The 26453-nt window shown below is 60.4% G+C and carries 26 protein-coding genes; 9 read left to right on the top strand and 17 right to left on the bottom strand.

Annotated features, from left to right (window positions below; all coding sequences use genetic code 11):
- Positions 1-38: 38 nt before the first annotated feature.
- Positions 39-1085: a lysylphosphatidylglycerol synthase transmembrane domain-containing protein gene (locus EI293_RS10485; RefSeq protein ID WP_246010608.1), complete on the bottom strand. Its 1047-nt coding sequence runs from the start codon at positions 1083-1085 to the stop codon at positions 39-41.
- Between the two features lie 167 nt (positions 1086-1252).
- On the opposite strand from EI293_RS10485, the gene ruvC reads away from it, so the two are divergent.
- Entirely contained in the window at positions 1253-1891 is a 639-nt protein-coding gene (gene ruvC, locus EI293_RS10480) for a crossover junction endodeoxyribonuclease RuvC (RefSeq protein WP_125437355.1), read from the top strand.
- A gap of 38 nt (positions 1892-1929) precedes the next feature.
- On the opposite strand, the gene EI293_RS10475 is transcribed toward ruvC, so the two are convergent.
- Positions 1930-2580, bottom strand: a complete 651-nt coding sequence (locus tag EI293_RS10475; RefSeq protein WP_125437353.1) for a hypothetical protein — start codon at positions 2578-2580, stop codon at positions 1930-1932.
- Positions 2581-2721: 141 nt separating this feature from the next.
- On the opposite strand from EI293_RS10475, the gene EI293_RS10470 reads away from it, so the two are divergent.
- Positions 2722-2937 (top strand): KTSC domain-containing protein, encoded by a 216-nt coding sequence (locus EI293_RS10470; RefSeq protein WP_125437351.1) that lies wholly within the window; start codon positions 2722-2724, stop codon positions 2935-2937.
- Between the two features lie 575 nt (positions 2938-3512).
- On the opposite strand, the gene EI293_RS10465 is transcribed toward EI293_RS10470, so the two are convergent.
- Both EI293_RS10465 and EI293_RS10460 read right to left on the bottom strand, forming a co-directional pair.
- A complete protein-coding gene (locus EI293_RS10465; RefSeq protein WP_125437349.1) occupies positions 3513-4586 on the bottom strand; it encodes a tetratricopeptide repeat protein in 1074 nt (357 codons plus the stop codon).
- A gap of 60 nt (positions 4587-4646) precedes the next feature.
- On the bottom strand, positions 4647-5438 hold the full coding sequence (locus EI293_RS10460; RefSeq protein WP_125437347.1) for a PhzF family phenazine biosynthesis protein: 792 nt from the start codon (positions 5436-5438) through the stop codon (positions 4647-4649).
- Positions 5439-5655: 217 nt separating this feature from the next.
- Between EI293_RS10460 and EI293_RS10455 the strand changes: the two genes are divergently transcribed.
- The 3 genes from EI293_RS10455 to EI293_RS10445 are packed head-to-tail and all read left to right on the top strand — an operon-like array spanning position 5656 to position 8737.
- A complete protein-coding gene (locus tag EI293_RS10455) occupies positions 5656-6210 on the top strand; it encodes an RNA polymerase sigma factor (RefSeq protein ID WP_125437345.1) in 555 nt (184 codons plus the stop codon).
- Complete coding sequence (locus tag EI293_RS10450) at positions 6203-7714, top strand: PorT family protein (RefSeq protein WP_125437343.1); 1512 nt, start codon at positions 6203-6205, stop codon at positions 7712-7714. The genes EI293_RS10455 and EI293_RS10450 overlap by 8 nt, the downstream gene beginning before the upstream one ends.
- 42 nt (positions 7715-7756) lie before the next feature.
- A complete protein-coding gene (locus EI293_RS10445) occupies positions 7757-8737 on the top strand; it encodes a hypothetical protein (RefSeq protein WP_125437341.1) in 981 nt (326 codons plus the stop codon).
- Between the two features lie 72 nt (positions 8738-8809).
- Here EI293_RS10445 and hutI read toward each other — a convergent pair whose 3' ends face one another.
- Complete coding sequence (gene hutI, locus EI293_RS10440) at positions 8810-10069, bottom strand: imidazolonepropionase (RefSeq protein ID WP_125437339.1); 1260 nt, start codon at positions 10067-10069, stop codon at positions 8810-8812.
- A gap of 257 nt (positions 10070-10326) precedes the next feature.
- Between hutI and EI293_RS10435 the strand changes: the two genes are divergently transcribed.
- A complete protein-coding gene (locus EI293_RS10435; protein WP_170170334.1) occupies positions 10327-11901 on the top strand; it encodes a T9SS type A sorting domain-containing protein in 1575 nt (524 codons plus the stop codon).
- A gap of 75 nt (positions 11902-11976) precedes the next feature.
- A complete protein-coding gene (locus EI293_RS10430; RefSeq protein ID WP_125437335.1) occupies positions 11977-12501 on the top strand; it encodes a 2'-5' RNA ligase family protein in 525 nt (174 codons plus the stop codon).
- Positions 12502-12504: 3 nt separating this feature from the next.
- Here EI293_RS10430 and EI293_RS10425 read toward each other — a convergent pair whose 3' ends face one another.
- Together EI293_RS10425 and EI293_RS10420 are read right to left on the bottom strand one after the other, a co-directional pair.
- Positions 12505-13431 (bottom strand): hypothetical protein, encoded by a 927-nt coding sequence (locus EI293_RS10425; RefSeq protein ID WP_125437333.1) that lies wholly within the window; start codon positions 13429-13431, stop codon positions 12505-12507.
- A gap of 96 nt (positions 13432-13527) precedes the next feature.
- Positions 13528-13956 carry a BLUF domain-containing protein gene (locus tag EI293_RS10420; protein WP_125437331.1) on the bottom strand — a complete coding sequence of 143 codons (429 nt, stop codon included), beginning with the start codon at positions 13954-13956 and terminating at the stop codon, positions 13528-13530.
- 139 nt (positions 13957-14095) lie between these two features.
- Between EI293_RS10420 and pncA the strand changes: the two genes are divergently transcribed.
- Positions 14096-14716: a bifunctional nicotinamidase/pyrazinamidase gene (pncA, locus tag EI293_RS10415; RefSeq protein ID WP_125437329.1), complete on the top strand. Its 621-nt coding sequence runs from the start codon at positions 14096-14098 to the stop codon at positions 14714-14716.
- Here the strand turns inward: pncA and EI293_RS10410 are convergent.
- On the bottom strand, positions 14713-15519 hold the full coding sequence (locus EI293_RS10410) for a class I SAM-dependent methyltransferase (RefSeq protein WP_125437327.1): 807 nt from the start codon (positions 15517-15519) through the stop codon (positions 14713-14715). The genes pncA and EI293_RS10410 overlap by 4 nt on opposite strands.
- 153 nt (positions 15520-15672) lie before the next feature.
- On the opposite strand from EI293_RS10410, the gene EI293_RS10405 reads away from it, so the two are divergent.
- Entirely contained in the window at positions 15673-16776 is a 1104-nt protein-coding gene (locus EI293_RS10405) for a mechanosensitive ion channel family protein (protein WP_246010607.1), read from the top strand.
- A 94-nt stretch (positions 16777-16870) separates the two neighbouring features.
- Here EI293_RS10405 and EI293_RS10400 read toward each other — a convergent pair whose 3' ends face one another.
- The 9 genes from EI293_RS10400 to EI293_RS10360 form a co-directional block, all read right to left on the bottom strand.
- Entirely contained in the window at positions 16871-17641 is a 771-nt protein-coding gene (locus tag EI293_RS10400) for a 3-keto-disaccharide hydrolase (protein WP_125437326.1), read from the bottom strand.
- A 125-nt stretch (positions 17642-17766) separates the two neighbouring features.
- Positions 17767-18657: a hydroxypyruvate isomerase family protein gene (locus tag EI293_RS10395; protein ID WP_125437324.1), complete on the bottom strand. Its 891-nt coding sequence runs from the start codon at positions 18655-18657 to the stop codon at positions 17767-17769.
- Positions 18658-18664: 7 nt separating this feature from the next.
- Positions 18665-19921 carry a nucleoside permease gene (locus EI293_RS10390; protein WP_125437322.1) on the bottom strand — a complete coding sequence of 419 codons (1257 nt, stop codon included), beginning with the start codon at positions 19919-19921 and terminating at the stop codon, positions 18665-18667.
- 237 nt (positions 19922-20158) lie between these two features.
- Positions 20159-20629, bottom strand: a complete 471-nt coding sequence (locus EI293_RS10385; protein ID WP_125437320.1) for a c-type cytochrome — start codon at positions 20627-20629, stop codon at positions 20159-20161.
- 16 nt (positions 20630-20645) lie between these two features.
- The gene (locus tag EI293_RS10380; protein ID WP_125437318.1) at positions 20646-21698 is read right to left on the bottom strand and encodes a sugar phosphate isomerase/epimerase family protein; all 1053 of its coding nucleotides are present in this window, start codon (positions 21696-21698) and stop codon (positions 20646-20648) included.
- A gap of 67 nt (positions 21699-21765) precedes the next feature.
- Positions 21766-22941 (bottom strand): Gfo/Idh/MocA family protein, encoded by a 1176-nt coding sequence (locus tag EI293_RS10375; RefSeq protein WP_211339556.1) that lies wholly within the window; start codon positions 22939-22941, stop codon positions 21766-21768.
- Positions 22942-23131: 190 nt separating this feature from the next.
- Positions 23132-23749, bottom strand: a complete 618-nt coding sequence (locus EI293_RS10370; protein WP_246010606.1) for a gluconate 2-dehydrogenase subunit 3 family protein — start codon at positions 23747-23749, stop codon at positions 23132-23134.
- 12 nt (positions 23750-23761) lie between these two features.
- Positions 23762-25438, bottom strand: a complete 1677-nt coding sequence (locus EI293_RS10365) for a GMC oxidoreductase (protein ID WP_125437316.1) — start codon at positions 25436-25438, stop codon at positions 23762-23764.
- Between the two features lie 41 nt (positions 25439-25479).
- A complete protein-coding gene (locus EI293_RS10360; protein WP_125437314.1) occupies positions 25480-26364 on the bottom strand; it encodes a sugar phosphate isomerase/epimerase family protein in 885 nt (294 codons plus the stop codon).
- Positions 26365-26453 lie beyond the last annotated feature (89 nt).

The raw sequence follows: 26453 nt of genomic DNA, 5'->3' as shown, positions 1-26453 counted from the left end.
TCCCACTAGCCCCACCGACCACAACCACCCGGCTACACTCATGCGGCCGGGGCCGGATCCGGCGTTTTACGCTTGCGCAGTACGTTCAGCCGGAGCACAAATATCAGCCCGATGGCACTGGGCACGGCAATATTCAGTACCCACAGACTCAGGCTGGCACTGAGCACCGGCAGGACCGGCTCGCCCAGCAACCCGAATAAGTGGGTGGCCGACAGCTCCCGTACCCCCACATCGGCCAGCGCGTTGAGCGAAGGCACCAGGGATTTGAGCAGGAACGTGCCCGCAATGGCGGCCAAGGCTGGCCCTACCGGCGCCTGCACTCCATACGCCAGCAGCAACAGCCCAAACTGCGCACAGAACACGGCATAGCGCAGACTGGAAATCAGCAGTACATCGGTCAGGATGCGGGCCGGATAGGTGGGCATGACGGCCAGAAACCGGCTAAAGCGGCGCAACGGCCGCACCGCCTCCACCGCCGCCACCAGCAACTCGGAGTGATACAGCGGCAGCAGCACCAGCGCGTTGATGAGCAGGGTGAGTCCGACCAGGCCCAGCTTGGCGGCCGGGTAAGCGGGCAGGTAAAACCGTAATAGAAAATACAGCAGGCCCAGCGTGCCGGCCGCCACCGTAGCTACCAACTGGCAGTAGCGCCCCAGAAATACGGCTCCCAGCGCATCGAGCCGGCGACTTTTCAGCTCCATGATGCGGCCGGCGTAGTCGCCCACCCGGTTGGGCGTCACGAAGCCCAGCGTGAGGCCCACCAGCACCGCGCGGAAGCTGCGCCGGAACGATACGGGCTCTAGGTGCCGGGCCAGTCGCCACCACTTCCAAGCCTCCAGCCCCCAATTGACGGGCATCAGCAGCAGGGCCAGTAGTACCGGGCCCCGTCCGGCCCCGCTGAGGGCACGAGTGAGCAGGCCCCGCCAGGCGGCGGCCGTAGCAGTATCGGCCACCACCGAGTGCCAGAGCAGGCCCAGCGTGAGCAGCGTGATGCCCACTTTACCGGCCACCACCCAGCCGCGCCGCCGGATGGGCGCGGGTTGTTCGGGGGTTTGGACGTAGCTTTGAGGCTTGGGCAGGGGCAAAACGGCGGGCAGTTGCGTAACTTCGGCAAGTTAACGGGTTGCGCGCTGGCAGCGGCTCCCTCACCGGCGGCGGGCTGCTTTCGGTGGCCGCCGGCCGCACTACGCTCACCGGCTGTTTGCCATGTACTTTTTTGAGCGGACGACTTATTGCCAGCCGCTACCTATTTATGATTCTGCCCCTCGCCTCTTCTTCCGAGCTACTGCCCAAAGTTATTATGGGCGTAGATCCCGGCACCAATCTGATGGGCTACGCCGTAATTGAGGTGCAGGGCCAGCAGGCCCGCATGCTGGCCTACGACGTGATTGACATGCGCAAGCTGGGCACCAACCACGCCCTCAAGCTCAAGCGCATTTTTGAGCGCATGACGGAGCTGATTGACGAGTATCTGCCCGATGAGCTGGCCATTGAAGCACCGTTTTTTGGGGTGAACGTGCAGAGCATGCTCAAGCTGGGCCGGGCCCAGGGCGTGGCCATTGCCGCCTGCCTGGCCCGCCAGATTCCGTACGTGGAGTACGCGCCCACCAAGGTCAAGCAGGCCGTGACGGGCTCCGGCAATGCCAGCAAAGAGCAGGTGGCCCACATGCTGCGCCAGACGCTCAAGCTGCCGCCCATCGAGGAAGCCCCCAAGTTCCTCGACGCCACCGATGCCCTGGCCGTGGCCATGTGCCACCACTACCAGAAGGGCAACAACGTGAAAGCCGGCGGTAAAAGCTGGGGCAAGTTCCTGGCCGATAACCCCGGTAAGCTGGCCGCCCCCGTCGCCGGCAAAAAAGCCCCAGCTGCGCGGAAGAAGCCGGCGGCGTGAGGAGGATTATTTAACGTATTGGGCCTCCTCAGACAGAGCTAATTAAGCCAGCGCATGCCTCTTTTCACCACCTTCCACACCCCCTTTTTCTGCTCCAGAAACAAGTCAGATCCACGGCCACAGCCCGTACAAATACGATCTACTTGAATATACGCTCTCATGCTATCCTGCGAAAAGAGGGGCAGTGTAATGCGATAATAATTGTCTAGTTCTCGTAACTTCTTCCCTGCTCCCGAGTCCGAATCAGTAATCAAGTCTCCTTGTGTAAACAACATTGTGTCTAATACCCCTGCACGCAGTTGCCGCCCTTGCTGAAGTAGAAATACAGAATCTTGTCTACTGAAGAAAGGCTGATTCTGGTAGGTGTACCGCAGAAGAGAAGGCAGGTATACAGTAAAGTCTTTAGGCGGCGGCGGTGGAATATTGGTTTTTGGATAATGAAGAATGAGTTCGATGGGCTGTAAGCAGTACGCAAGAAGACCTGCGTGCCCACTTCGACTAGAAAGCAGAAGACTATCGTGCTTGAGTATAGTTAAGACAATGGCATGAGTAGCACGACCAACTGTATCTGTAGATACATCGGCTTTTTTGTCTTGTGGAGTACACGAAAACAGGGTAATTACTATTAATCGAAAAAACACAGCCATTAAACAGCTAAAACAGAATTTTGGGCAAAAAGTATCTAACATAACATCTCCAGGCAATCTTAAAAACAGTCATTAATGTAGTTGGTATTCTTTACGAACGAAACATTAAAAAGACCTTATTCGCTTCTTTAGTCACAGAGTCATCTATTTTGTGAATTTTCTGCACACAATCATCTTCACTCCATGCAGCGCCGCTCCGTTCGTTCTACTTCCCTGAAGGCCGTGGGCTACGAGGCCGCCACGCAGACGCTGGAAACTGAGTACCGCCACGGCGGACTGGTACGGTACGCGGGCGTGCCGGCCGCCATTCACGCGGCGCTACTACAACTGCCCAACAAGCTCCTGTTCGTGGAGCAGGTGCTGGAGCGCGGTTACGAGCGGGAGCAGGTGCGCGGGTAGTATTGAGAAGGTGTAACCACGATTTACATTGTAATGCTAATCACGCCTCTATTTCTGGTTAGATATTAATTGCACCTGTATTAGCTGCTGCACTATAAATTGTGCCTCATTATGGCCCAGATGTCCGTAGCCTGACGATTGGTCATCCTCGTATTTACCAACAGCATCAATCACCAGATATTGGGATGAATAATTAGCGTGTACCGACGCGTATTTTTCCTGTATAGTTTCAATTAGAGAATCCGACAGAGTCAACTCTATTGAGGGTGAACTGCATTTTTTTCTTCCCTCTGCAAAACTAAAACCCCAGTATTCCTCCACACCGCTGTATACACCACGTACATATACTACTTTATTCCGATAAGCAGGAAGTTGGCAGAATGGTACCGGCGTATGTTTTCCGTGAGTTGACACCTGTGGCTTCCACTGTTTAGGGTTACGTTTTGCTACGTAACCGCGCTGACAACCCAATAAGAATGTCAGTAACAATAGGCTACATATTCCTTTATTCGCTGGCACCTTGGATACATGCTAAAAACTGATACTACCCTCTCTCTTCTGGTGAAATACCGCTCCTACTTCGGCCACGCGTACGCCGCCGACCAGCTGCGGAACTCCTCCACGGTAGCCGTGTGGTTGGCCAGCCAGGTTTGCACCTCGGGCGTGCGGGTGGCCCTCGATTCCTGCACTGCATACGCCAAGGCCGGCAGGTAGCCCTGCTTCTTCAGCTCCACGAAGTAAGGCACCAGATACTGCCAGGTAAAGCCTTCCTGCTTTTCCGGGTGCAGCTCGTCCAGCACGCTGATCAACGCGTCCAGCTTGCGAATGAGCTGCTCGGTGGGCGTTTTGTCCTTATTTTCCTCGCTGTAATCCATGGCCCCGCTCATGCTCAGCAGCATATCGGCCGCGCTAAAGTTGTCGGGACGGCCTTTTTTACCGGCGTTTTTCAGGGTTTCCGGGGAGATGTCAATGGTCACGGCTTTTTCGCCGGTTTTCTCCACACCCCGGCCCAGCAACTTATCGAAGCGCGCCAGCACCGCCTCGGCCCGTTGGCCGGTGGGCTCCATCTGCAACAGACGTAGCATGGCCAGCAGCGCCGGCACGCGGTTGCCTTCCTGCTGCTGCAGCAGAGCCAGCGCGTTCAGCGAGTTGGCGTGCCCCGGCCGACACCGCACCGACTGCTGCATGCTGCCAATGGCTTCAGCTGGCTGATTGAGGGCCGTGGCCTGCGTGACGCCCAGGTTGAAGTGCAGCGCGCCGTCGTTGGGGTAACGTTTCAGGCCCTCCTGATACACTTTGGCGGCTTCTTTGGGCTTTTTCAGGCCGTCGAGGGCGTTGCCGTAGGTGCTGTAGATGGAGGGGCCGGGCTCGGCTTCCTGTTTCAGAATCTGTTTGCTCAGGGCCACGGCTTCCTCGTTGCGGCCTAAGGCGTTGTAGGTCAGGGCCAGCTCGTAGCGGGCGGTGGTGTTGGCGGGGTCCTGCTTCAGGGCCTCTTTGTAGCGCAGCACCGCCTCATCGGGTTTCCCCTGGTCGTAGAGAGCCACGCCTTGTTTCACCAGCTCCTGGCTGCTGGTGGTTTGGGCTGATGCCAGCCGCGTGGCTACGCTTAAACCAAGGGCCAGCAGCAGGGCCATATATGTAGTATGCATTCTTCTAAAGAATATAAAATGGAAGAGAATGGATCAATGGAAATGCCTGTATGGCCGTTATCAGACTGTTATTTCGCCCTTCAGATACGTAACGGCGTGGCCGCTCATCAGCACCCGCTCGCCGCGCAGCTCGCACCACAGGTCGCCGCTGCGGGCTGATACCTGGCGGGCGTGCAGGTGCAGCTTGCCAAGCCTTTCGGCCCAATAAGGCACCAGCGTGGTGTGGGCCGAACCGGTTACCGGGTCTTCGGGCACGCCCACCCGGGGGCCGAAAAAGCGCGACACGAAATCCGCGCCATCGGAGCCAGGTGCGGTGGCAATTACGGCGCGGTATTCCACCTTGATTAGGTGCGCCATGTCGGGGTGCAAGGCGCGCACTTCGGCTTCGGTGGCGAAGACGCACACCAAGTCGGGGCCGGCCAGCAGTTGCAGCGGCGTGGCGCGCAGGCCATCGAGCAGACCGTCGGGGTGCGCGGTAATGGGGTGCGGCGGGCGGGCCGGGAAGTCGAGGGTGAGCATCCCGGCTTCGGCCTGACTTACCCGCAACGGGCCGCTCTTCGAGTGAAACACGATTTCTGCGCCCGTGAACCCCAGGTGGCGGTAGAGTACGTGGGCCGAGGCCAAAGTGGCGTGCCCGCACAGTTCCACTTCCACAGCTGGCGTAAACCACCGGATTTCAAACTCTCCATCGGGTTTCGGCACGAAGAAGGCCGTTTCGGCGAGGTTGTTTTCGGCGGCTATGGCCTGCATGGTGGCGGCGGGCAGCCACTCAGTCAGCGGGCACACGGCGGCGGGGTTGCCGGCAAAGGGCCGGTCGGAGAAGGCATCAACCTGGTAGATGGGCAGCAGCATAGCGGAGTGGAAAACAGCGGCGGATACACCCGCCGACAAATGAGGCACGGCGAGAAGGCGAAACTACGGTTTCGGGCGGTAGGGTGTAGTATGTTGCGGAGCTTTATCAGCGAAGGAAAATATTTCCTGGCCCCACGCAACCCCAAAGCGGGGTCGGCCGGTCATGGGGGCAGAACGCTAGTGCATCGTATCCTTACCTTCTTATCTGCCTCCGCCTATGGCCGAATCAATTAACGAACTCGTGGAAGGGTGCCGCCGGGGCCGGGCGGCGGCCCAGCGGGGCCTGTACGAGCGGCTGGGGTACCAACTGATGGGCGTGTGCCTGCGCTACTGCCCTTCCCGGGCCGAAGCCGAAGACGCCCTCCAGTTGACCTTCGTGAAGATTTTCACCCGCCTCGACCAGTTTCGCAACAAGGGCCCTTTCGAGGCCTGGGCCCGCCGCATTGCCGTTACCACTTCCCTCAACCTCTGGCACCAGCACCAGCAGCGCGGGCCGCACCTGGATACGGAGGAAGCCGCCGACCTCCCCCACCCCGACGGCACGCCCTTCGATCAGCTTTCCGCCGATGATGTGGTGCGCCTGATGAATACGCTGCCGCCCGGCTACCGCACCGTCCTGAACCTGTACGCCGTCGAAGGCTACTCGCACGCCGAAATCGGGGAGCTGCTGGGCATTTCGGAAGGCACCAGCAAGTCGCAGCTTTCCCGGGCCCGCCGCCTGCTGGAAGAACGCCTGCAACAGCAGGCTCACACCCCTCACTACCATGACTGAGCACGAATCGGAACAACTCTACCAGGACCTGAAGCGCAAACTTGAAGGCTACGGCAGCGCCCCGCCCGAAGCGGTATGGGCCGCTATACGGGAGCAGGTACCCGCCAAACAGCCCCGCAACTGGCGGCCCTTGCTGCTGCTGTTGCTGCTGGCCTTTGTGGTAGGCACCGTAAAAATCGGCAACGACTACTGGCATCCGTTTGCAAGCCTCAATGCCGGCAGCCAGGCGGCCCAACGCACTTCAAGCCAGCCTGAAGCTGACCGCGCAACCAGCCGGAAGTTACTGCCGCCAGCCCACACCACAGCTGAGCCGGCTGCCCTTGCTGAATCCAGGGCGGCCCGCGCAGTTACTTCAGCAGTAAGCCCGCTTTCGGGGTCAAGCGGCAATCCGTCAGCAGAGTCTGGCTCGCCGATACTACCAGCCATAACCGCCCGCACCAAACGGGAGCAGCGTACCCATAATGGCGTTGTGGTGGGAGCGGCAAACGGCCCCGATGGCGCGCCGCGCAGCAAGCGGCGCAACCTACGCCGGGCTGTCGGGCTACTGGCAGGCACCACCAAAACCGCTCGCACTTCCTACCCAGGCTTGGAAAGTGAAGGAAACCGCCGCACCCTGCAGCGGTCCGGGGCCGCCCGCCGCAGCCGTACCGACCTGAGCCCTACCGCCGGAGAAGCTGCCGAAAACCCCACCACCGGCGACGCTACCGCACATGCCACAGCTACCCGACGGAGCCGGCAACAGGCGCAGAAAGTCAGCAACGAGCCGTTGGCGCTACTGGCCATCAGGCCGAAACCACTGGAGCCGGCCGAGCCGGAAGTACATGCCAAACGTCGTGCCCGCAAGCGGCATACCAAACAGGAGCTGCGGCTGCGCAACTGGAGCGCCCAACTGGTGCTTGGCCCGAGCCTTACCTACCGCTTCCTGGGGGGCTCACCTACGCAGCTGGAACGGCTGGAACGACCCAACCTCGGCTTTTCGGGCCAGGCAACGGCCGCCTACGCCTTTTCGCGGCAACTGACGGTAGCGGCGGGGTTGGGCTACGCCGAGCTTGCCAATTCACTACAGTATCAGCTTAAGAAAACTTCCCAGGAAAACCTGCTGCAGAAGGACTTCCGCGACGTGTACCGCTTCCTGACCATTCCGGTGCAGGCCCAGCTGACGCTGCAGGGCAACCACCGCTGGCGCTACGGCGTGCTGGGCGGCGGCAACGTGGCCTTCCTCACCGGAGCCCGCACCACCGAAGGCTCGGCCTGCAACTGCGGCCAGCGCCAATGGCCCACCGACGCGGTGAATCTGCCTTTCCGCCGCCTCAACCTGGCTCTTACCGGGGGCGTGTTTGCCAGCTACCAGTTTGCGCCGGGGCAGTGGCTTACCATACGGCCCCAGGGCCAAGTGTTTCTAAACTCGCTCACCATTCCTGACAGCACCCGTGCGCCCCGCCGCCCCTGGAGCACCGGCGTGCAGATTGGCTACAGCTGGGACCTGGACCCGCGCAAACACTAAGTACAGCTTATTCCTTTTATCCAACTTACCTCTGAAAACCCAATGAAACGACTACTGATTGCCAGCCTGCTTACCTTACCTTTTCTGCTTCCGGCCTGTCAGTTTGATGCGGGCACCGTGGTGTGTGAAGACGGCACTACTCCCGGTCCTACCCTCCCCGTGCCCAGCACCGTGAAGGCCCTGCAGACGCAGCTGGGAGCCGCCGTACAGACCTTTACCTACGACCCTACCCGCGCCAACACCTTCACCGGCTCGAAAGGCACCATCGTGACGATTCCGGCCAATGCTTTCGTGAAGAACGGCCAGGTGGTAACCGCACCGGTTCAGCTGGCTTTCCGGGAGATTTTCAGCCGGGCCGATATGGTGCTCAGTAACATGCCCACGGTATCCAACGGGCGGGTGCTGCAGTCGGCCGGGGAAGTGTACCTGCAGCCCGCGCAGGATACCACCCTGCGTATGGCTCCAGGCGCTACCATCCGGCTCCAGACGATGAACCCGCCCAACGTGTCGCCGCAGGATACCATGCGGCTGTTTGTGGCGCCGGGCGGTTCCGGTGGCGGTTCCGGCTCTGCCAGCAGCTGCTTTAACTGGACGCTGAATACGGACCCCGGCTCCACTCTCAGCCCGACCCCTACCGGTAATCTGATAACGGTGAGCAGCGTGCTGTATAACCAGGGCATCGGCTGGTTTAACTGCGACCGGTTTTACTCTACCCCAAACCCGCAGACGATTACCGTCAACGTAGCCGGCACCAACATCGACCCGCAGAAAAACACGATGGTATTTGCCGTGTTCCGCACCTTCAATGGGGCTATAAGCGTGTGTACTTTTACCGCGCCCAACAGCTTCCGAAGCGGCGGGGTACCGCTGGGGGCGGCAGTCAGCATTGTGGTTATCCGGACGGTGGATGACAAGCTGTACTACGGCCGCCAGGATGGCACGGTACAAGTGGGAGTTCCTTTCGCGCCCGTTTTGCAGGAAACCACTCCCGCCGACCTTATAGCCAGCCTAAACACACTGTAATTCAGCACAGTTTGCAGGCACTAAAAAGCCCGGTCGTCAGGTCTGACGGTCGGGCTTTTTGTTGGTCGGATGCTAGGCCAATTCTCCGCCGATAACCACCTGCCGCACCGGGTTTTCGCCCAGCCAGTACGGAATTTCCTCCAGCGCAGGCACGTCCAGCACCAGAATATCGGCCCGTTTACCGGGCTCCAGGCTGCCACATTCCCGCTGCTGCCCGATGGCCCAGGCCGCGTTGATGGTTACGGCCGCTATGGCCTCGCGGGGCGTCAGACCCATTTTCAGGCAGGCCACCGACACCGCCAGCCACAAGTTTTTGCTGGGACAGGAACCCGGGTTGAAGTCGGTGCTGAGGGCCACGGGCAGTCCGGCTTCGATGAAGGCACGCCCGGAGGCATATCGTTCCTGCCGCAGAAACAGCGGCACCAGCGGCAGCAGCACCGCTACGGTGCGGCCCTGACTCTGGCGGGCAATGCGCGCGGCGGCGGCCGGAGTCAGGTAGTCGGCATGGTCGATGCTGATGGCCCCCAGCTGCGCGGCCATTTCGCAGCCGCCCAAGTCGTGCAGCTGCTCCGCATGGATTTTCAGGCCGAACCCCAGCGCCTGCGCCTGCGTCAGGTACTGCCGCGAGTCGGCCACGGAAAACGCGCCTTCTTCGCAGAAGATATCCACGAACGGTACTTCCTGCGGATTCAGGTGCGGCAGCACGTCGCGCACCAGCATAGCCAGATATTCGGTCGGGCGGCCCCGGTACTCGGGTCCGGGAACGTGCGCCCCCAGGAAAGTAGGTACCACCCGCACTGGCTGCCGCCGGCCAACCTCCCGGGCAACCTCCACAAGCCGCAGCTCCGTTTCCGCGTCAAGCCCGTACCCGCTTTTGGCTTCCAGCGTAGTGATGCCGTAACGCTGAAACCCCGCCAGATGGTGGAGTGCATTAGCCAGCAGCTGCTCCTGCGAAGCGGCCCGCGTGGCTTGCACCGTACTCAGAATGCCGCCGCCGCTGGCCAGAATATCGAGGTAGGTTTCGCCCTGAAGCTTGCGCTGAAACTCGTGGGCCCGGTTGCCCCCAAAAACCAGGTGCGTGTGGCACTCTACCAGGCCCGGCAGTACCACGCGCCCCGCCGCATCCAGCACCGTAGTAGCCGCCGTGACCTGGGTTTCATCCAGCTCCGCCATCGGGCCCACTGCCACTATCCGGTCATTTTCGCAGGCCACGTAGCCCCCCGGAATACTGCGCCAGTCCGTAAGTGCGGAGCCGGTAAGGGGCTGGTTAGTGGAGGAGCCGGCCAGCGTAAGCAGCTGGCCGCAATTGCGGATCAGAAGGGAGTAAGCCATTGGTACGTTGGGTGGAGCGGTAAAAGTGTAAAAAAAATTTCGGCAGCTTTTGTCCGAACCGGTAATGTGAAGGCTGTATTTCGACCTCAACGAGTGGTTCACAGCTATATACGCAGATAAGAATACACTTGCCAAAGTGTATCCATTTTCGGGAAAGAGGAGTTTATAGGCCCATGTTTCGTACCTTTTACCTACCGTTAAATGTGGCTTCTACAAGCGGATATGGACTTTTTCGGACCTCTGCCTTACTTCCCAAAATGAAAAATTCTATACTCTTCCTGCTCCTGCTCGGTGGTTATAGCGCGTGGGCCCAACTGCCTACCAGCAGCTTTGCCGTATCATCGGCGTGTCCGGCTTCGGCCCGCAACCCTTCCCAACTGTATCAGGTCCTGCAGGATGGGTCCCTGCAAACGGTGGGCACCGTGCGCATTAACGGCGGCAACAATTTAATCATCAATGGTTTGGGCTATAACCAAGCCGACCAGTCGGTGCTGTACGGTATGCGGGTGGAGCAGCAGAGTCTGGGTAATTTCACTACGTTCACGCCTCAGCTGTACCGCATTAACCTGAGCACTGCCCTGGCCGATTCTGTGCGGCCCATGACGGCCCCGGATACGCCGCCCGCCGGTGAGTTGACGCAGCCCACCGGCTCCCAGTCCACTACGGACGTGCGGCAGGCCCTCAACTTTGTAGCCGACAGCGGCCCCGACGGCCAATACTACATTGGGGGTGCCACATTCCGCATCATTTTCAATACGCTTTTCGGGTTTCCGCTGCCCAACACCGCCCGCGTATCCGATGCCCGCCTGTACGTGGGCACCGTAGACCTGACCAACATTGCCGCGCCCACCTGGCAGCGCCTCAACACCTCCGACCCAGCCACGGCCGCCGTGGTAGAGTCGTTCCGTAGTCAGGCAGAGGCGTACATCCGCTCCGGCGGCTCGGGGCCAACGCCCGAGGGCGGCATTCAGGACTGGGTGTACGATAAAGCAACCGGCAACTTGGTGAGCTACCTGGGCCTCACCGACCAATACCTGACCATCAGCAACCCAGCTACGGCTCCGGTGGCCGTTACAACCAACGTAGCCACCCCAATTCCAGCTGCCACCTCCGGCGACAGGAACGTGGGTGCCATGTTTTCGGACCGGTTCGACAATGTATACACGGTGCGGGCGGCCACCGGGGAAATTTTCCGGATTGATGGCCAGACCGGCAACTACACCGGACGGGCCTATGGAGCGGCGCTGGGCTGCACCCGGGGTGATGCCGTGAGCTTCCGCGACGCGCTGCCGCTGCCCGTCACGCTCGTGCGGTTTGGTGCTGCTGCTACCACCGCAGGCGTGCGGCTCGACTGGTTGACTGCCAGCGAGCAGAAGGTGGGCTATTTTGAAGTTGAGCGCAGTGCCACCGGTACCAGCTGGCAACCAGCCGGGCGGGTTACGGCCGGAAACCGGCCCGGTGGGCAGTCGTACTCGGTGCTGGACGCCAAGCCCCTGGTCGGACAATCGTATTACCGGCTGGCGATGCACGATGAGGACGGCCGCGTGGCATATTCCTCGGTTCAGCCCGTGAGCAGGGCCGGCGACTTTGCGGTGCAGGTGTATCCTAACCCGGCCCGGGAGCAGGTGCAGGTGCTGTTGCCTACCGCTGAACTACCGGCTACGCTGGAGTTGCGCAATACCCGGGGCCAGCTGGTGCGGCAGCTGCGCACCGATGCAGGAAGTAACCCGGCGCAGCTACGCACTGCCGGGCTGCCGGGCGGTGTCTACTTTCTGCGGGTCCGCCAGGCCGGCTACAGCAAAACCTCCCGCTTAATGATTGTAGCGCCGTAGATCCGGCGCAAGTAAAAGCAATGGGGCAAAGCCGCCTGGCGTGAATTTCACGTACAGCCGGCTTTGCCCTTTCTTATGACCGATTCTCCTGCGCCCCTCATACTAACGCTGACGCTGGACGCGGCTTCGCACCGGTATTTCAACCAGCTGCGGCAACAGCATTTCCCGCCGGAGCGCAATTATCTGAAAGCTCACGTCACCCTGTTTCACCATTTGCCCGGCCTGGAGCAGGCTGCCATTGAGCAGCACCTGCAGGCCGTAACAGCCACTGTGCCTCCTCTCCCGCTACACGTCAGCGGCTTGCGGTTTCTGGGGCAGGGCGTGGCCTATTCGCTTGAGAACCTGCGGGTGCAGCAGCTCCACCGGGAATTGCAAAAAGCCTGGGACGCCTGGCTTACTCCCCAGGACCGGCAGCCCCTCCGGCCCCACGTTACGGTGCAGAATAAAGTTCTGCCTACCGTCGCCCGGGGTTTACACCAGGAGTTGACCGCCGGTTTTACGCCGTTTGAGGCCGTGGGCACGGGTTTTACGCTGTGGGCTTACCAGGGCGGACCGTGGCAGGAGTTGGCCCGATTCCCGTTTCGGGCAGCGCAGGTGTAGCAGCTACTTTTTGCGGGCGGTTATGGTGTGGGTCATACTCTTGAACTGTGTGAGCGTCGCTTCAAAATCCTGACGGGCAATGGCCTGCATGGCTACGGCGGTGCTGCCTATCACCGTCACCTGCTGATACACCAGCACCCGCTGCCCCAGCAGCTGCGCGAAGCCTTCCGTTTCGTAGGTTACTAGGTCGTTTATCTTGCCCGAAGCCATTTTTCGGGCCGTGTAACCCGTCAGGCCGGTTTGCTGGCCCAGCACCTGCTGGCTGATATCGGCGGCCGTGATGGACGGATTATACGCGTGGGTGGTTACCGTTACCAGGGGCTCGGTTCCGTAATCGGCTTTGCGCTGCCCGCCCAATGCGTACACGTACCGGCCAGCCCGCAGGTCAGCCAATGCAAACGGCGACTTTTTTTCGTCGAAACTGAAGACCATGTCGGCGGTAGAAGGGCTGCCGGTTTCATTGGCCTTGCGGTACGTGGCGCTGAGCAGGCTGCGGCGCATCGCAGTAGCCAGGGCCGTATCGGCGGCGGGGTAACGGGCATCCAGCAGCACGGCAAACGTGGAGTCGCCGAACAGTAGCTGCGACGATTCCTGCGTGGGCGACAGACGCACCCGCACCAGCCGGGCCGGATAAGCTGTACCGGATACTTCCTTAAAATCCAGTACTTTGCCCCCTCGCGCCTCAAACCGAGCCGGGCTGAATCCGGCGGCCTGCCGGTAATAGTTGCTTCCCTTCAAATCTAACACCTGCAACACCGCCTCGCCCCGCCGAAGTCCCGCAAAACCGGTAGCCGGCCCGAAACCGGGGGGCGCCACCAGCCACACCTGCGTACCCGGAATAGCGCGGGCTTCCGTGGTCTGAGCTGCCGCCGCCATCGGCAGCGCGGCCCCCACTGCTATACTGATTCCCGTGAAAAAACGACCTGTCATTGCCTTGCTGTACCAGAATCCGGAGTCCGCCACCTGGGAGGCCCGGTATGGCGCAAGGTAACGATGAATTACAGCGCATAAGCGCAGGCAGCGGAATTAAGACGGTATATACCGACGCATGCGGCCGGCATTCAGCTGAAAATCATGGAGCAGCATCCACAGGGCCGCGTCAGTAATGCTGAGCAGGGCCGGCAGCGCGTCCTCAAAGTCGGCGGCGGAGCAGATGCCGTAGTTCACCAAACCCATCGACCAGGTACTGAACTGCCGTTGCGCCACCGGGCCGTTGGCCAGCACCTGCACATCGGTATGGCGGCAGTCGGGTACAATACGGCTGAAAATATGGGTAATGGCCACCGCCGGACCTTCCAATATCTGCAGAAACCGGCTGCCGTCGTATAATAGCATGCCGGATACCCCGGCCAGTTGGTTATGCACCCGACATTGATGGAGCAGCCGCTCCAGTTCCGGCCCAGCTAGTGCCATGACGGCCGTGCTCTGGTAGATGATATGCTGTAGTGAATCCATGACGGAATACCTTAGAACAACAAGTATAAATCAAACACTAAAAAATACGATTAAACAGAGCACAAGTATTTGAACAGTATGCTCTATTTTGAAGCTTTTCTTTCCCAATCTGAACCACCCGCTTGCCATTTTTCGCTGTATGACTGCTCTCCTGCTCATTGACATTCAGAACGACTTCCTGCCCGGCGGCTCACTAGCCGTACCCGCCGGTCACGAAATACTACCGCTGGTAAACCGCCTGCAACCTCACTATGAGCTGGTGGTAGCTACCCAGGACTGGCATCCGGCCGACCATCAGAGCTTTGCCAGCCAGCACCCCGGGCACGCGCTGTTTTCACAGCTTGACTTACACGGCCTTCCGCAAACGCTGTGGCCCGACCACTGCGTGCAGGGTACACCGGGAGCCGAATTCAGCGCCCAACTCGACCAACACTGGATTGAAGCCATTTTCCGCAAGGGCATGAACCCGGAAATAGATTCCTACAGCGGCTTCTTCGATAACGGCCACCGCAAAAGCACCGGCTTGGCCGATTACCTGCGGGGCCGGGGAGTGCAGGAAGTACACCTGTGCGGGCTGGCGGCCGATTACTGCGTGTATTTCTCGGCGCTGGATGCCCTGCAGGAAGGCTTCCGGGTTATTTTTCTGGCCGAAGCCACCCGCGCTATTTCGGCGGAAGGCTACCAGGATGCCCAACGCGTGCTGGCCCAGCGGAGAGCAACTTTCCCACTTCTCGCAGATGTATTGCCACTGCCGCGCTAACCGGCTTTGCGGGCTACCACGGAATACAGCATGGGTAGCTTACCGGGCAGGGCGCTTAGCTGATAGCGGCGCTCAGCTACCTGCTCCAACCCCGCAAAGCAGTCGTAGGGAGAATAATCATACTCCGCAAAATGCTGGATTTCGAGGCCCTGATCTAGCAAGGCCCCCAGCACTTCGCCCAGACTATGATTCCAGGAAACGGCGGTTGCCTCAATGGGCGCTTGGCGGTCGGCGTAGGTGCCGGTTTCTACCTCCGTGATGGTCTCCCGGTTGAAATAGGCGTATTCCACCCGCGTGAAATCGGGGTTAAACATCCATAGTACCGGATGAAATTCCACCAGCACCAGCCGGCCGCCAGGTTTCAGGAAGTGCGCAACCACGTGGGCCCATTGCTCCATATCGGGCAACCAGCCCAGCACCCCGTAGGTGGTAAATACCACATCGAACTGCTGCTGCAGGTGCCGGGGCAGCTCATACACATCGGCGCAGATGAACTGCGTGTCCGTTTGCAGTTGGGCGGCCAGCTCCCGGGCCGTGGCAATAGCCGTATCGGCCAGATCAACGCCAGTTACCTGCGCGCCCAGATGGCTCAGCGACAACGAATCCTGCCCGAAGTGGCACTGCAGATGCAGAATCTGCTGGCCGGCCACCTCTCCCAGCAGCCCCAGCTCCACCTCGTTCAGGGAAGATTGGCCGGCCAGAAAGCCTGGCACGTTGTAGAAATCAGAAGCGACGTGATGCGCCGTTTTGGCGTTCCAGAGGCGGCGGTTCAGCTCCAAGTAGTCAGCGGGTACGGAAGGCATGGTGGGCGACGATGAGGTTCCAGGGTTGGGGCACTGCGTGTGTCCTGCCAGCAAGGTGGACATTTTCCGCCTTTCCTGCTCCTGCAGGCGTCCCGGTAACCTTTCCTTCACGTTGCGGGTAAGCTACGCCTGATGAAGCCCGCTTACCTGCTCATGCTGCAACTTCCCGCCGACCTCGTTCCTGATCTGCTGCAGCTGTTACTTCGGGCCGCCGGCATTATAGCGGGTAGTCTGGCCGTGGGCTGGCTGTTGAAGACGCTGATGTTCGGCCTGCTAAAGCGCTACGCCCGCCGCCAGGACACCTTTTTGGCGCAGTCGGTGCTGCGGCACCTGAGTACGCCCGCCGCCTGGTTTCTGCCGGTGCTGGTGGTGTCGTTCACCCTGCCGCTCACCCTGCTCGATGACCGCCCCCTGGAAGTGGCGCGGCGGCTGGTAGAAACTGCTCTGCTTACCACTTTTGCCTGGTGCCTGGTACAGGCCGTGGATGTGGTGCAGGACCTGGTACAGCGGCATTACCAACTCACGGACGGCGACAATCTACGGGTACGCAAGCTGTTCACGCAGCTGCAGTTCGTTAAGAAGCTGGTGGTGTCGTTGATTGTATTCGTGGCCGTGGCTCTGGTGCTGATGAGCTTTGCCACGGTACGTAAAATCGGGACGGGGCTGCTTACTTCGGCCGGTATTGCCTCGGTTATTGTGGGCTTCGCGGCCCAACGCTCCATTAGTAACCTGCTGGCCGGCTTTCAGATTGCGTTTACGCAACCGCTTCGACTGGATGATGTGCTGGTAGTGGAGGGCGAATGGGGCCGGGTGGAGGAAATAACCTTTACGTATGTGGTGCTGCGCATCTGGGATGAGCGGCGGCTGGTATTACCGCTCAACTACTTCATCGAAAAGCCCTTCCAGAACTGGACCCGCAGCACCTCGCAGCTGCTGGGCACCGTGTTTCTCTACACCGATTACACTATTCCGGTAGAAGCAGTGCGGGCCGAGCTGAAACGCGTAGTGGCCACCAATCCGCTCTGGGACCAGCGGGTATGCGTGTTGCAGGTCACTGATTCCAAGGAGCGCACCCTGGAATTACGCTGCCTGGTGAGTGCCAGCAACTCCAGCCGGGCCTTCGATTTGCGCTGTGAGGTCCGGGAGCAGCTGGTGCGCTTCATTCAGGAGCAGCACCCTGAAAGCCTACCCAAATCACGTTCCCTATTCGAGCCCACTGACCGGCCTTTCACACCTCTGCCCGACGGTATGGAGTAAAGCCCATCTGCCCCGGCAATTGCCAGTAATACTAAACTCCGACAAGGTCTTCGGCTAATGAAATCTTGGAGCAGGTTAGCTGTCTACCTCTCTCCTACTTCAGTTCCAGCACCCAGATGTTACGGAAGCTAATAGGCGCGCTCGGGTCGCCGTGCGACTGGAGCTTGATGGGTGCGGGTCCGTGGGCCTCGTACTGGGGCGGGCCAATGTAGCGCGTGGGGCCGGCCAGGGCCACGTTCTTTTGTACCGTTACGCCGTTGAACTTCACCGTAACGCGGGCGGGCGTCAGCACTGCGCCATCGGGCTTGAAGGTGGGGGCGGTCCACCACACGTCGTAGGACTGCCATTCGCCAGGCTGGCGGCCGGGATTGGCCAGCGGAATGCGCTGCTTGTAGATGCTGCCGGCCATACCGTTCACGTAGGTGGGGTTCTGGTAGGGGTCGAGGATCTGCAGCTCGTAGCCCAGGTCGCCTTTGCCCAGGGAAGCCAGAAACACGCCGCTGTTGCCGCGCACCTGGCCCTGGCCGGTAATGTCGGCGGGCACGCGCCACTCCAAGTGCAGGCGGTAGTTGGTGAAGGTGCGTTTGGTTTCGATGTTGCCTTTGGGCTTGTCCACCGTCAGCAGGCCGTCGGCCACCGTCCACTGGGCCGGCTGGGTCCGGTCGTCGGCCGACACCCACTCGTTCAGGTTTTTGCCATCAAACAGCACCACCGCGTTGGCCGGTGGCGGCGTGGTTTTTAGCTTGCCGCGCACCGTTTTCGGAATCGGCTTCCATACCTCGGTATCTTCCGGCTTGCCGGCTTGCTGGGCGCAGGCGGCTACGGAAAAACTAAAAAGAGCGGCCGTCAGGAAAGGAAATTTCATGAGTAGAGAGGCTAGAACGACGTAGAGACGCGACACTTCGCGTCTTTACGTTGAACGTTTTGAAACCGTGCGGCAATAACAATATCAGCAACGACGAGACGCGAAGTGTCGCGTCTCTACATCGTTCAGACGTCGCAGAGCTGCACGGCCTGGCGCAGGGAGGCCAGCTTGTCGGGCTGCTTCGGGATGAACTCCTGAGCCACGTAGCCTTTGAAGCCGGTGGCCAGGATGGCGCGCATGATGGCCGGGTAGTTCAATTCCTGGGCGTCGTTGAGCTCGTGGCGGCCGGGCACGCCGGCGGTGTGGTAGTGGGCAATGTAAGGGTGAAACTCAGTGAGGGTACGAATGACGTCGCCCTCGTCAATCTGCATGTGGTAGATGTCGTAGAGCAGCTTGAAGTGCTCGGAGCCCAGCCGTTTGGCCAGCTCCGCGCCCCAGGCGGTCCGGTCGCACTGGTAGTCTTTGTGGTCGATTTTGCTGTTGAGCAGTTCCATCACCAGCACCACGTTGTGTTGCTCGGCCAGCTTCATCAGCGGCTTCAGGCCAGCTACGCAGTTGGCCCAGCCCTGCTCATCGGTTTTGTCCCTACGACTGCCGCTGAAGCAGATCAGGTTGCGGTAGCCGGCCTTGGCCACCTGCGGAATCATAGCGGCGTACTGCTTCTGCAGGCGGGCGTGAAACTGCGGGTCGTTGAAGCCGTCGGTCAGGTTGATTTCCGCGCCGTTGCACATGGGCGAATCGAGGCCGTACTTTTTCAGGGTCGGCCATTCCTGGGGGCCAACCAGATCAATGCCCCGGATACCCATTTCCTTGGCGGCGGCGCAAAGCTGCTCCAACGACAAATCGGCGAAGCACCAGCGGCACACCGACTGGCGGATATTTCCTTTCAAAGCAGCAGGCATAGCGGGGCGTTTTTCGGCGATGGTGCCGGCCCCGGCCAAACCAACGGTGCTCACGGCGGCGGTAGTGGTCAGCAGCCCTTTGAGAGCGGCGCGGCGGTTCCAGATGGTAGCCATGGGTGCGCTAGTTGGCACTGGCCAAACGCGGTGCCGCATCAGCGCCGGCGGTTTCGGCGGAAGCTCGGGCGGCGTTGCGCTCCTTGAACAGCAGCAGGAACAGCACCAGCACGGCGGCGGCAATACCGGCCGGAATCAGCCAGATCATGCGCCAGTCGTGGGCCCCGGCTGCCAGTTGGTACTGGTCGAAGATGCGGCCCGAAAGCAGGGTACCAATCAGCATGCCTACGCCGTAGGTTGCCAGCGTGATAAAGCCCTGGGCGGAGCTTTTGAACTGTTCCCCGGCCAGGTTGTCAGTGTAAATCTGGCCCGTCACGAAGAAGAAATCGTAGCAGATGCCGTGTAGCACGATGCCCGCAATCAGCAGCCAGTAGCCATTTTCCCCGCCGCCGTAAGCAAAGCACACGTAGCGCAGCACCCAGGCCGCCATACCAATAGCCAGCATCTTCTTCACACCCAACTTGCTGAAAAACAGCGGAATGGCCAGCATAAACAGCAACTCCGATACCTGCCCCAGGCTCTGTACGCCGGCAGCGGCCTTCATGCCCACTTCATTCAGGAAGGGGTTGGTGAAGCCGTAGTAAAAGGCCAGCGGAATGCAGATGGCAATGGAGGCCAGGAAAAACGTGAGGTAGGAGCGGTTTTTCAGCATCCCAATGGCATCCAGTCCCAGCAAACTGCCCAAAGAGCTGGACTGCCCCTTTTTAACCGGCGGCGTAGCGGGCAGCGTGAAGCTGAACGCGCCCAGCAGGGCCGAGGCCCCGGCCGCCATCAGGAACGTGGATTGGAGACTGTTGGTCTGCTCCCAGTTTAGCCACCCAATGGTGAGGCCGGCCACAATCCAGCCCAGGGTGCCCAGCACCCGGATTGGCGCAAACTCCTTCTGAGGGTTCTGCATCTGCCGGAAGGCAATGGAGTTCACCAGCGCCAGCGTGGGCATGTACAAAATCATGTAGGTAAGGATGCTGGGGTAAAAACTGCTGAAATCCGGGGCCTGGGAGGCCCGCCACAGCAGCACCGCGCCCGCCAGATGCAGCACACCCAGAATCTTCTGGGCCGAGAAAAACCGGTCGGCAATGAGCCCCACAATGAACGGGGCTACAATAGCTCCGATGGACTGCGTCAGAAATGCCACGCCCACCTGCGTGCCCGAGGCCCCCAGGTTGCGCAGTAGATACGTGCCCAGCGTGACAAACCACGCGCCCCAGATGAAGAACTCCAGGAACATCATGAGGGACAGTTTTACCCGGATTGTAGAAGTCATAAGCAGGTGGGCGTGGGATTGGGAAGTGGGTCGTGGTAGGGTTAGCTGAACGTCATTCCGAGCATGTTGCGCTTAGAACAAGGACGAAGAATCTAGCGTGCTGCCGCAGTCAAACCAGATGTCATGCTGAGCTTGCCGCAGCATTTCTACCGGGGTAATTAATTAGCAATGCAACGAAGCGGTAGAGATGCTTCGGCAAGCTCAGCATGACGTTCTTGTTTTGTACCGATTCAGCTTCTATTTCAGGCTGAGGATGTAGCGGGTCATTTCCTCGGCGTCTTTCTGGGAGAGGCCGGGGTGGGGCGTCATGGCTACCTCGCCCCAGTTGCCGCTGCCGCCGCTGATGATTTTCTTGGCCAGCATGGTTACGTTGGCCGCGTTGGCGGGGTACTTGGCGGCAATGTCCTTGTAGGACGGGCCCAGCAGCTTCTCGGCCTCTCGGTGGCAGCTGGCGCAGTCGGAGCCGGCAATGAGCTTGGCCCCCGAGGCGGCCGGCGTACCGGTGGGCGTCGTACCGATTTTGGTGGCGTTGGTATCTACCTGGGGCTGGCGGGCCACGGCGCTGAGGTTGGCGCTGGTGGTGCTGTCCTGGGCGGTTTCGGCTTCGTCGGCGAGGGTGTAGGATTCCTTGGCGGCAGGCTTGTCGGATTCGGAGCCGCAGGAGGTCAGGCCAGCGCAAAGGGTCAGGAGCAGGAGGGCGTTTTTCATAGGAAAGGCGGTAGGGTTAGAGGCCAAGCAGGCTTTTGTTGCGGGCCGCGTCGATGCCGGAAGCGGCGAAGTCGTCGAAGGCTTTGTCGGTAACGCGGATGAGGTGGCTCTGGATAAAAGCGGCGCCTTCGCGGGCTCCGTCTTCGGGGTGTTTGAGGGCACATTCCCACTCCAGCACGGCCCAGCCGGGGTAATCGTACTGGGTGAGCTTACTGAAAATGGCTTTGAAATCGACCTGCCCATCCCCCAACGAGCGGAAGCGGCCAGCACGGTCTACCCAGTTCTGGTAGCCCCCGTACACCCCCTGACGGCCCGTAGGGTTGAACTCGGCGTCCTTCACGTGAAAGGCCCGGATTCGTTCGTGGTAGATGTCGATATACGCCAGGTAATCCAGGCACTGCAGCACGAAGTGGGAAGGATCGTAGAGCAGGCAGGCGCGCGGATGGTGGTCTACTTTCGCCAGAAACTGCTCGTAGCTCACGCCATCGTGCAGGTCCTCGCCGGGGTGAATTTCGTAGCACACATCCACGCCGCACTCGTCAAACACGTCCAGAATGGGCCGCCAGCGGCGGGCCAACTCCTCAAAACCGGTTTCCACGAGGCCCGCCGGGCGCTGGGGCCAGGGGTACACGTAGGGCCAGAGCAGCGCCCCGCTGAACGTGGCGTGGGCCGTCAGCCCCAGCCGCTGCGAGGCCTGGGCGGCATACTTGAGCTGCTGCACCGCCCACTGCTGCCGGGCGGCGGGGTTGCCGCGCACTGCCTCGGGGGCAAAGCCGTCGAACAACTGGTCATACACGGGGTTCACGGCCACCAGCTGCCCCTGCAAATGGGTAGACAGCTCGGTGATTTCCAGACCGGCCGCCTGCACCGTACCGCGCAGCTTGTCGGCGTAGGTCTGGCTTTCCGCGGCCAGCTTCAGGTCGATAAAGCGGCTGTCCAGGGTCGGGATCTGCACGCCCTTATACCCCAGGCCCGCCGCCCATTCGCAGATGTTGGCGAGGCTGTTAAATGGGGCCTGGTCGCCGATAAACTGGGCCAGAAAGATGCCGGGGCCTTTGATAGTTTTCATTTTGAGAGCTTAGGGCAGAGAACGTAGAGCTTAGGCCTTTTCGATTGCATGTAGTAGAATCTAAATTCTAAGGTCTTCGCTCTAAGCTCTCGACAGCCGGAAAATCCGTCCACTTCTGTGCGGAGCGGCCTGAGGCAATGACGGTTTCGATGAAGGCCATACCCCGCACGCCATGCTCAATGCCGGGGTAGTCGTGGGCTTCGGCTGGGGCAGGTTGGCCGGTTTGGTCGGCCAGCAGGGTCAGGGCGAAGTTGCGGTAGAGGTTGGCAAAGGCTTCGAGGTAGCCCTCGGGGTGGCCGGCCGGAATACGGCTGTTGTGGCGGGCGGCAGCGCTGAGGTAGCCCGCGCCCGTCCGCCGGATTTCGGTGGGTCGGTCCAGCCACTTCACCAGCAAGGTGTTGGCATCGGCCTGCTGCCAGTCGAGGCCGCCTTTCTCGCCGTAGATGCGCAGGCGCACGTTGTTTTCCTCGCCGGCGGCCACCTGGGTAGCTACCAGCACACCGCTGGCCCCACCCGTGAGGCGCAGCAGCACAGCCCCGTCGTCGTCGAGCTGGCGGCCGGGTACTACTGTGTTGATGTCGGCGCAGAGCTGGGTGACGTGCAGGCCGCTCACGTACTCCAGCAGGTTGAAGGCGTGGGTACCGATGTCGCCCATAGCCCCGGCCACGCCGCTGCGGGCGGGGTCGGTGCGCCAGGCGGCCTGCTTGTTGTTGCCGCCTTCCTCGAAGGAACTCAGCCAGCCCTGGGGGTACTCCACGTACACTTTCCGGATGATGCCCAGCGCCCCGGAGGCTACCAGTTGCCGGGCTTCCTTGAGCATGGGGTAGCCGGTGTAGGTATGCGTCAGGCAAAGCCGGCGGCCGGTGGCTGCTACCACTTTCTGCAGCTCCTTAGCTTCAGCCAGGGAAAACGTCATCGGCTTGTCCAGTACCACATCAAACCCACTTTCCAGCGCCAGTTTGGCCGGCGCAAAGTGCAGGTGGTTAGGCGTCACGATGCTGATAACCTGCACCCGCTCATCCGCCGGGCGTTGGGCTTCCTGCTCAATGAGTTCCTGATACGAGCCGTACACTCGTTCCGGAGCCAGACCCAGCTCCTGCCCGGTGGCCCGGGATGTTTCGGGGTTGCTGCTGAACGCACCGGCCGTCAGCTCATAAAGGCCATCCAGGGCGGCGGCCATGCGGTGCACCGCCCCAATGAACGCGCCCTGCCCGCCGCCAATCATGCCCAGTCGTAATTTCATTTAGTTGCTGGTTTGATTTTAACAACACGTCATTCCGAGCTTGCCGAGGAATCTCGGAATGACGTTGTAATGGTACCTGTCATGCTGAGCGGAGTCGAAGCATCTCTACCACTTCGATTGGGTTACTACCACAACGTCAGCACGCGAGATGCTTCGACAAGCTCAGCATGACGTTCTGGTTTCTGAGGAATCAGGTAGTAGCCCAGGCCCGGTCACCTTTTTTGTAGGGCACGCAGCCGTCGTACTTGCCGGGAACGGGCAAGTAGCGCAGGGCTTTGGTGGCGCCCACTTCGGAGGTGAAGTATCCCAGCAGCGTGAGTTCCTTCATCATGCGGAAGTAATGGTTGGGCTGCTCCGGCGTTTTGGTTTTGGCGTAGTTTTTCTGCTCCGCGTCCAGGGCCGTCAGTAGGTTGGTGCGCTGGGTGGCATCGAGGGCCAGGAAGCCCTTTTTGTACTGCTGATTGGCAGCGGCTTCCAGCTTGGTCAGGCCCTGCTTGAAAATCTGCTGGTCAGCGGGCTTGTAACAGTCGCGCACCATCACGGCCATGAAGCCGCCCACATCGGCCGCCTTAGCCCCCGGCGACTTTGTGGTGGGTAAAATGGTGTCGCCCACTTCGTTCAGGTAGGCTATTTGCTCAGCATTGAGCACGGCCGGCAGCTCTTTGGGAGCGGCGGCAGATTGCGGAGCTTTGGCCTTAGTTTTTTCCTCGCTGGGCGAAGAGCAGCTGCTCAGGAAATAGTCGCCCCCGATAACGGCTCCGCCCATCAGCAGAGCTACGCGGGCCAGGGCATCACGTCGGTTCATCATCATCGAAAGGAATTAAACGTTCTGTTTTTTCAGCTCGCTCACGGCATGGTCTACGGCGCGGGCCGTGAGGGCCATGTAGGTGAGCGAGGGGTTCTGGCAGGCAGCTGAAGTCATACAGGCCCCGTCGGTTACATACACGTTGGGAGCGTCCCACACCTGATTGTGCTGGTTGAGCACCGAGGTTTTCGGATCGCGGCCCATGCGGGCGGTGCCCATTTCATGAATGCCGCCGCCCAGGTTGTAACCGCCGTTGTAGGTGCTCACGTTCTTGAGACCCGCTTTTTCCAGCATTTCCTGAGCGTCCTGCATCATATCGATGCGCATTTTCTGCTCGTTTTCCCGGATGGTGGCATCAATAGCCAGCACCGGCAGACCCCACTTGTCCTTTTTGGTTTTGTCGAGGAAGGCACGGTTGTCGTGGTAAGGCAGGGTTTCGCCAAAGCCGGTGAGGCCCATCGTCCAGTTGCCGGGCTCGGTGAGGGCATCCTTGAAGTCGCCGCCGATGCTGAGCTCGGCCACGTCGCGGCCCCAGCCTTCCCGGCCAGCCCCGCCCTGGTAGCCAAAGCCCCGGATGTAGTCGCGCTTATCCCCGAACAGGTTGCGGTAGCGCGGCACGTAAATGCCATTGGCGCGGCGGCCGTAGGTGTATTTGTCCTCGTAGCCGGGCATTTCGCCGTGGGCCCCCGCCCGGAAGTGGTGGTCCATCAGGTTGTGGCCCAGTTCCCCGCTGCTGCTGCCCAGCCCCTCGGGCCACACGTCGGTAGCCGAGTTCATCAGTACCCAGGCCGAGTTCAGGGTGGAGGCGTTCAGGAAGATGATTTTGGCGAAGTACTCGTAGGTCTGGTTGGTTTCCGCGTCCAGCACTTCCACGCCCTTGGCCCGCTTGGTATCCTTGTCGTAAAGGATTTTGGTGACGATGGAAAACGGCCGCAGCGTAAGGTTTCCGGTGGCCACGGCGGCCGGCAGGGAGGCCGACTGCGTGCTGTAATAGGCCCCGAACGGGCAGCCCAGCCAGCACTTGTTGCGGTACTGGCAGTTTACGCGGTTGTTGTGGGGCTTGGTGATGTTGGCCGTGCGCCCAATCACCATGTGGCGGTCCTTGAAGTTCTTGCGGATGCGGGCAGCCACGTCCTTTTCCACGCAGTTCATTTCCATGGGCGGCATAAAGTCGCCGTCCGGTAGCTGGGGCAGGCCGTCCCGGTTGCCGCTGATACCCGCAAACTTCTCCACGCGGCTGTACCAGGGCGCCAGGTCTTTGTAGCGGATAGGCCAGTCCACGGCAATGCCGTCCTTGGCGTTGGCCTCAAAATCGTACTCGCTCCAACGGTAGCTCTGGCGGCCCCACATCAGGGAGCGGCCTCCCACTTGGTAGCCCCGGAACCAGTCGAAGGGCTTTACCTCCACGTAGGGGCTTTCCTTTTCCTTCACCCAGAAATCCAGGTTGCTCTCATTCAGGGTATAATCCCGGCTCAATACCGGGTAGTCCTTGATCATCTGCTCGGTACGGCCGCCCCGGTGCGGAAACTCCCAAGGGTTCTTGTTGGCATTCACGTAGTCTTTGATGTGCTCTACGTTGCGGCCCCGCTCCAGCATGATGGTTTTCAGGCCCTTTTCGGTCAGCTCTTTGGCAGCCATGCCGCCCGAAATGCCGGAACCGATGACAATGGCATCATAGGTATTCTTTTCCATAAGAGAATGGGTGGGAAGAGTGGGAAGCGAATGGCAGCCGGCTACACCAGGTTGCGCTTGATGTGGGTAATGCTTTGCTGAATGCTATCGAAGGGCGAACCGGGCGTCTGGTCCTGTTCCACGAAGAAGTACTTCATGCCAGCTACTTTGGCCTGAGCGAAAATGCGCTTGAAGTCGATGCTGCCGTTGCCCACTTCCGTGAAGCCATGCTGGGGCGTTTTGTCCATGTCCTTCACGTGCCAGAGCGGAAAGCGGCCGGGGTTCTTCTTGAACAGTTCTACCGGATCGTGGCCGGCTTTGGTGGCCCAGTACAGGTCCAGCTCCATCTGCACCAGGTTTTTATCAGTTTCCTTGAGCAGCACGTCGTAGGGCAGCTTACCGTTCTGGGCCGCAAACTCGAAGTCGTGGTTGTGGTAGGCCATCTGAATGCCCGCCTTTTTGCACCGCTCCCCGGCCTTATTCAGGCGCTCGGCCAGCAGCTTGTAGTGGTCGAGGTTGCCCCGCTCTCCTTCCAGTAAGTAAGCGCACACCATATACTTGATGCCCACCTGGGCGGCATCATCCACAGCTTTGTCCCAGCCATGGAGTATGGTGCCCTGTGTAGCCTGTCCGTTGTTTTCCTGCTCGCCGAGGAGGTAGTGGCTGCTGGGCATGATGAGGCCGTTCTGCTTCAGCACCTTGGCAAAAGCAGCGGGCTCCATACCATAGAACTTCTGGTTGCCGGTGTAGGTGGCGCCTTCCACAGAGTTGTAGCCCAGCTTAGCCAACCGGGCCAGTGTGCCAGCCGGGTCCTGCTGCATGGCATCACGCACGGTATACAGCTGCAACCCAATAGTAGAAGGGGATTTGGCCAGCAAGGCCGGGGCCGCCAGTACGCCTGCCGAAAGCAGGGCGGCGGACTTCACAAAGGCACGACGGGAAGTCATAGGAGCAGGAAGGGTGGGAAGGTAGATACGATGACCTTGTAAAGATTCAGGGTTCAGCTTCCCGGCTTATGCTCAAATCGTGCAGGTGG

The organism is Hymenobacter perfusus, assembly GCF_003944765.1.
In the GTDB taxonomy this organism is placed as follows: domain Bacteria; phylum Bacteroidota; class Bacteroidia; order Cytophagales; family Hymenobacteraceae; genus Hymenobacter; species Hymenobacter perfusus.
This window is presented reverse-complemented; position numbering and strand designations above follow the sequence as displayed.

Coding starts and splice junctions, on each gene's coding strand:
- ruvC (WP_125437355.1), top strand. CDS start 1,253: ATGATTCTGCCCCTCGCCTCTTCTTCCGAGCTACTGCCCAAAGTTATT.
- EI293_RS10475 (WP_125437353.1), bottom strand. CDS start 2,580: ATGTTAGATACTTTTTGCCCAAAATTCTGTTTTAGCTGTTTAATGGCT.
- EI293_RS10470 (WP_125437351.1), top strand. CDS start 2,722: ATGCAGCGCCGCTCCGTTCGTTCTACTTCCCTGAAGGCCGTGGGCTAC.
- EI293_RS10465 (WP_125437349.1), bottom strand. CDS start 4,586: ATGCATACTACATATATGGCCCTGCTGCTGGCCCTTGGTTTAAGCGTA.
- EI293_RS10460 (WP_125437347.1), bottom strand. CDS start 5,438: ATGCTGCTGCCCATCTACCAGGTTGATGCCTTCTCCGACCGGCCCTTT.
- EI293_RS10455 (WP_125437345.1), top strand. CDS start 5,656: ATGGCCGAATCAATTAACGAACTCGTGGAAGGGTGCCGCCGGGGCCGG.
- EI293_RS10450 (WP_125437343.1), top strand. CDS start 6,203: ATGACTGAGCACGAATCGGAACAACTCTACCAGGACCTGAAGCGCAAA.
- EI293_RS10445 (WP_125437341.1), top strand. CDS start 7,757: ATGAAACGACTACTGATTGCCAGCCTGCTTACCTTACCTTTTCTGCTT.
- hutI (WP_125437339.1), bottom strand. CDS start 10,069: ATGGCTTACTCCCTTCTGATCCGCAATTGCGGCCAGCTGCTTACGCTG.
- EI293_RS10435 (WP_170170334.1), top strand. CDS start 10,327: ATGAAAAATTCTATACTCTTCCTGCTCCTGCTCGGTGGTTATAGCGCG.
- EI293_RS10430 (WP_125437335.1), top strand. CDS start 11,977: ATGACCGATTCTCCTGCGCCCCTCATACTAACGCTGACGCTGGACGCG.
- EI293_RS10425 (WP_125437333.1), bottom strand. CDS start 13,431: ATGACAGGTCGTTTTTTCACGGGAATCAGTATAGCAGTGGGGGCCGCG.
- EI293_RS10420 (WP_125437331.1), bottom strand. CDS start 13,956: ATGGATTCACTACAGCATATCATCTACCAGAGCACGGCCGTCATGGCA.
- pncA (WP_125437329.1), top strand. CDS start 14,096: ATGACTGCTCTCCTGCTCATTGACATTCAGAACGACTTCCTGCCCGGC.
- EI293_RS10410 (WP_125437327.1), bottom strand. CDS start 15,519: ATGCCTTCCGTACCCGCTGACTACTTGGAGCTGAACCGCCGCCTCTGG.
- EI293_RS10405 (WP_246010607.1), top strand. CDS start 15,673: ATGCTGCAACTTCCCGCCGACCTCGTTCCTGATCTGCTGCAGCTGTTA.
- EI293_RS10400 (WP_125437326.1), bottom strand. CDS start 17,641: ATGAAATTTCCTTTCCTGACGGCCGCTCTTTTTAGTTTTTCCGTAGCC.
- EI293_RS10395 (WP_125437324.1), bottom strand. CDS start 18,657: ATGGCTACCATCTGGAACCGCCGCGCCGCTCTCAAAGGGCTGCTGACC.
- EI293_RS10390 (WP_125437322.1), bottom strand. CDS start 19,921: ATGACTTCTACAATCCGGGTAAAACTGTCCCTCATGATGTTCCTGGAG.
- EI293_RS10385 (WP_125437320.1), bottom strand. CDS start 20,629: ATGAAAAACGCCCTCCTGCTCCTGACCCTTTGCGCTGGCCTGACCTCC.
- EI293_RS10380 (WP_125437318.1), bottom strand. CDS start 21,698: ATGAAAACTATCAAAGGCCCCGGCATCTTTCTGGCCCAGTTTATCGGC.
- EI293_RS10375 (WP_211339556.1), bottom strand. CDS start 22,941: ATGAAATTACGACTGGGCATGATTGGCGGCGGGCAGGGCGCGTTCATT.
- EI293_RS10370 (WP_246010606.1), bottom strand. CDS start 23,749: ATGATGAACCGACGTGATGCCCTGGCCCGCGTAGCTCTGCTGATGGGC.
- EI293_RS10365 (WP_125437316.1), bottom strand. CDS start 25,438: ATGGAAAAGAATACCTATGATGCCATTGTCATCGGTTCCGGCATTTCG.
- EI293_RS10360 (WP_125437314.1), bottom strand. CDS start 26,364: ATGACTTCCCGTCGTGCCTTTGTGAAGTCCGCCGCCCTGCTTTCGGCA.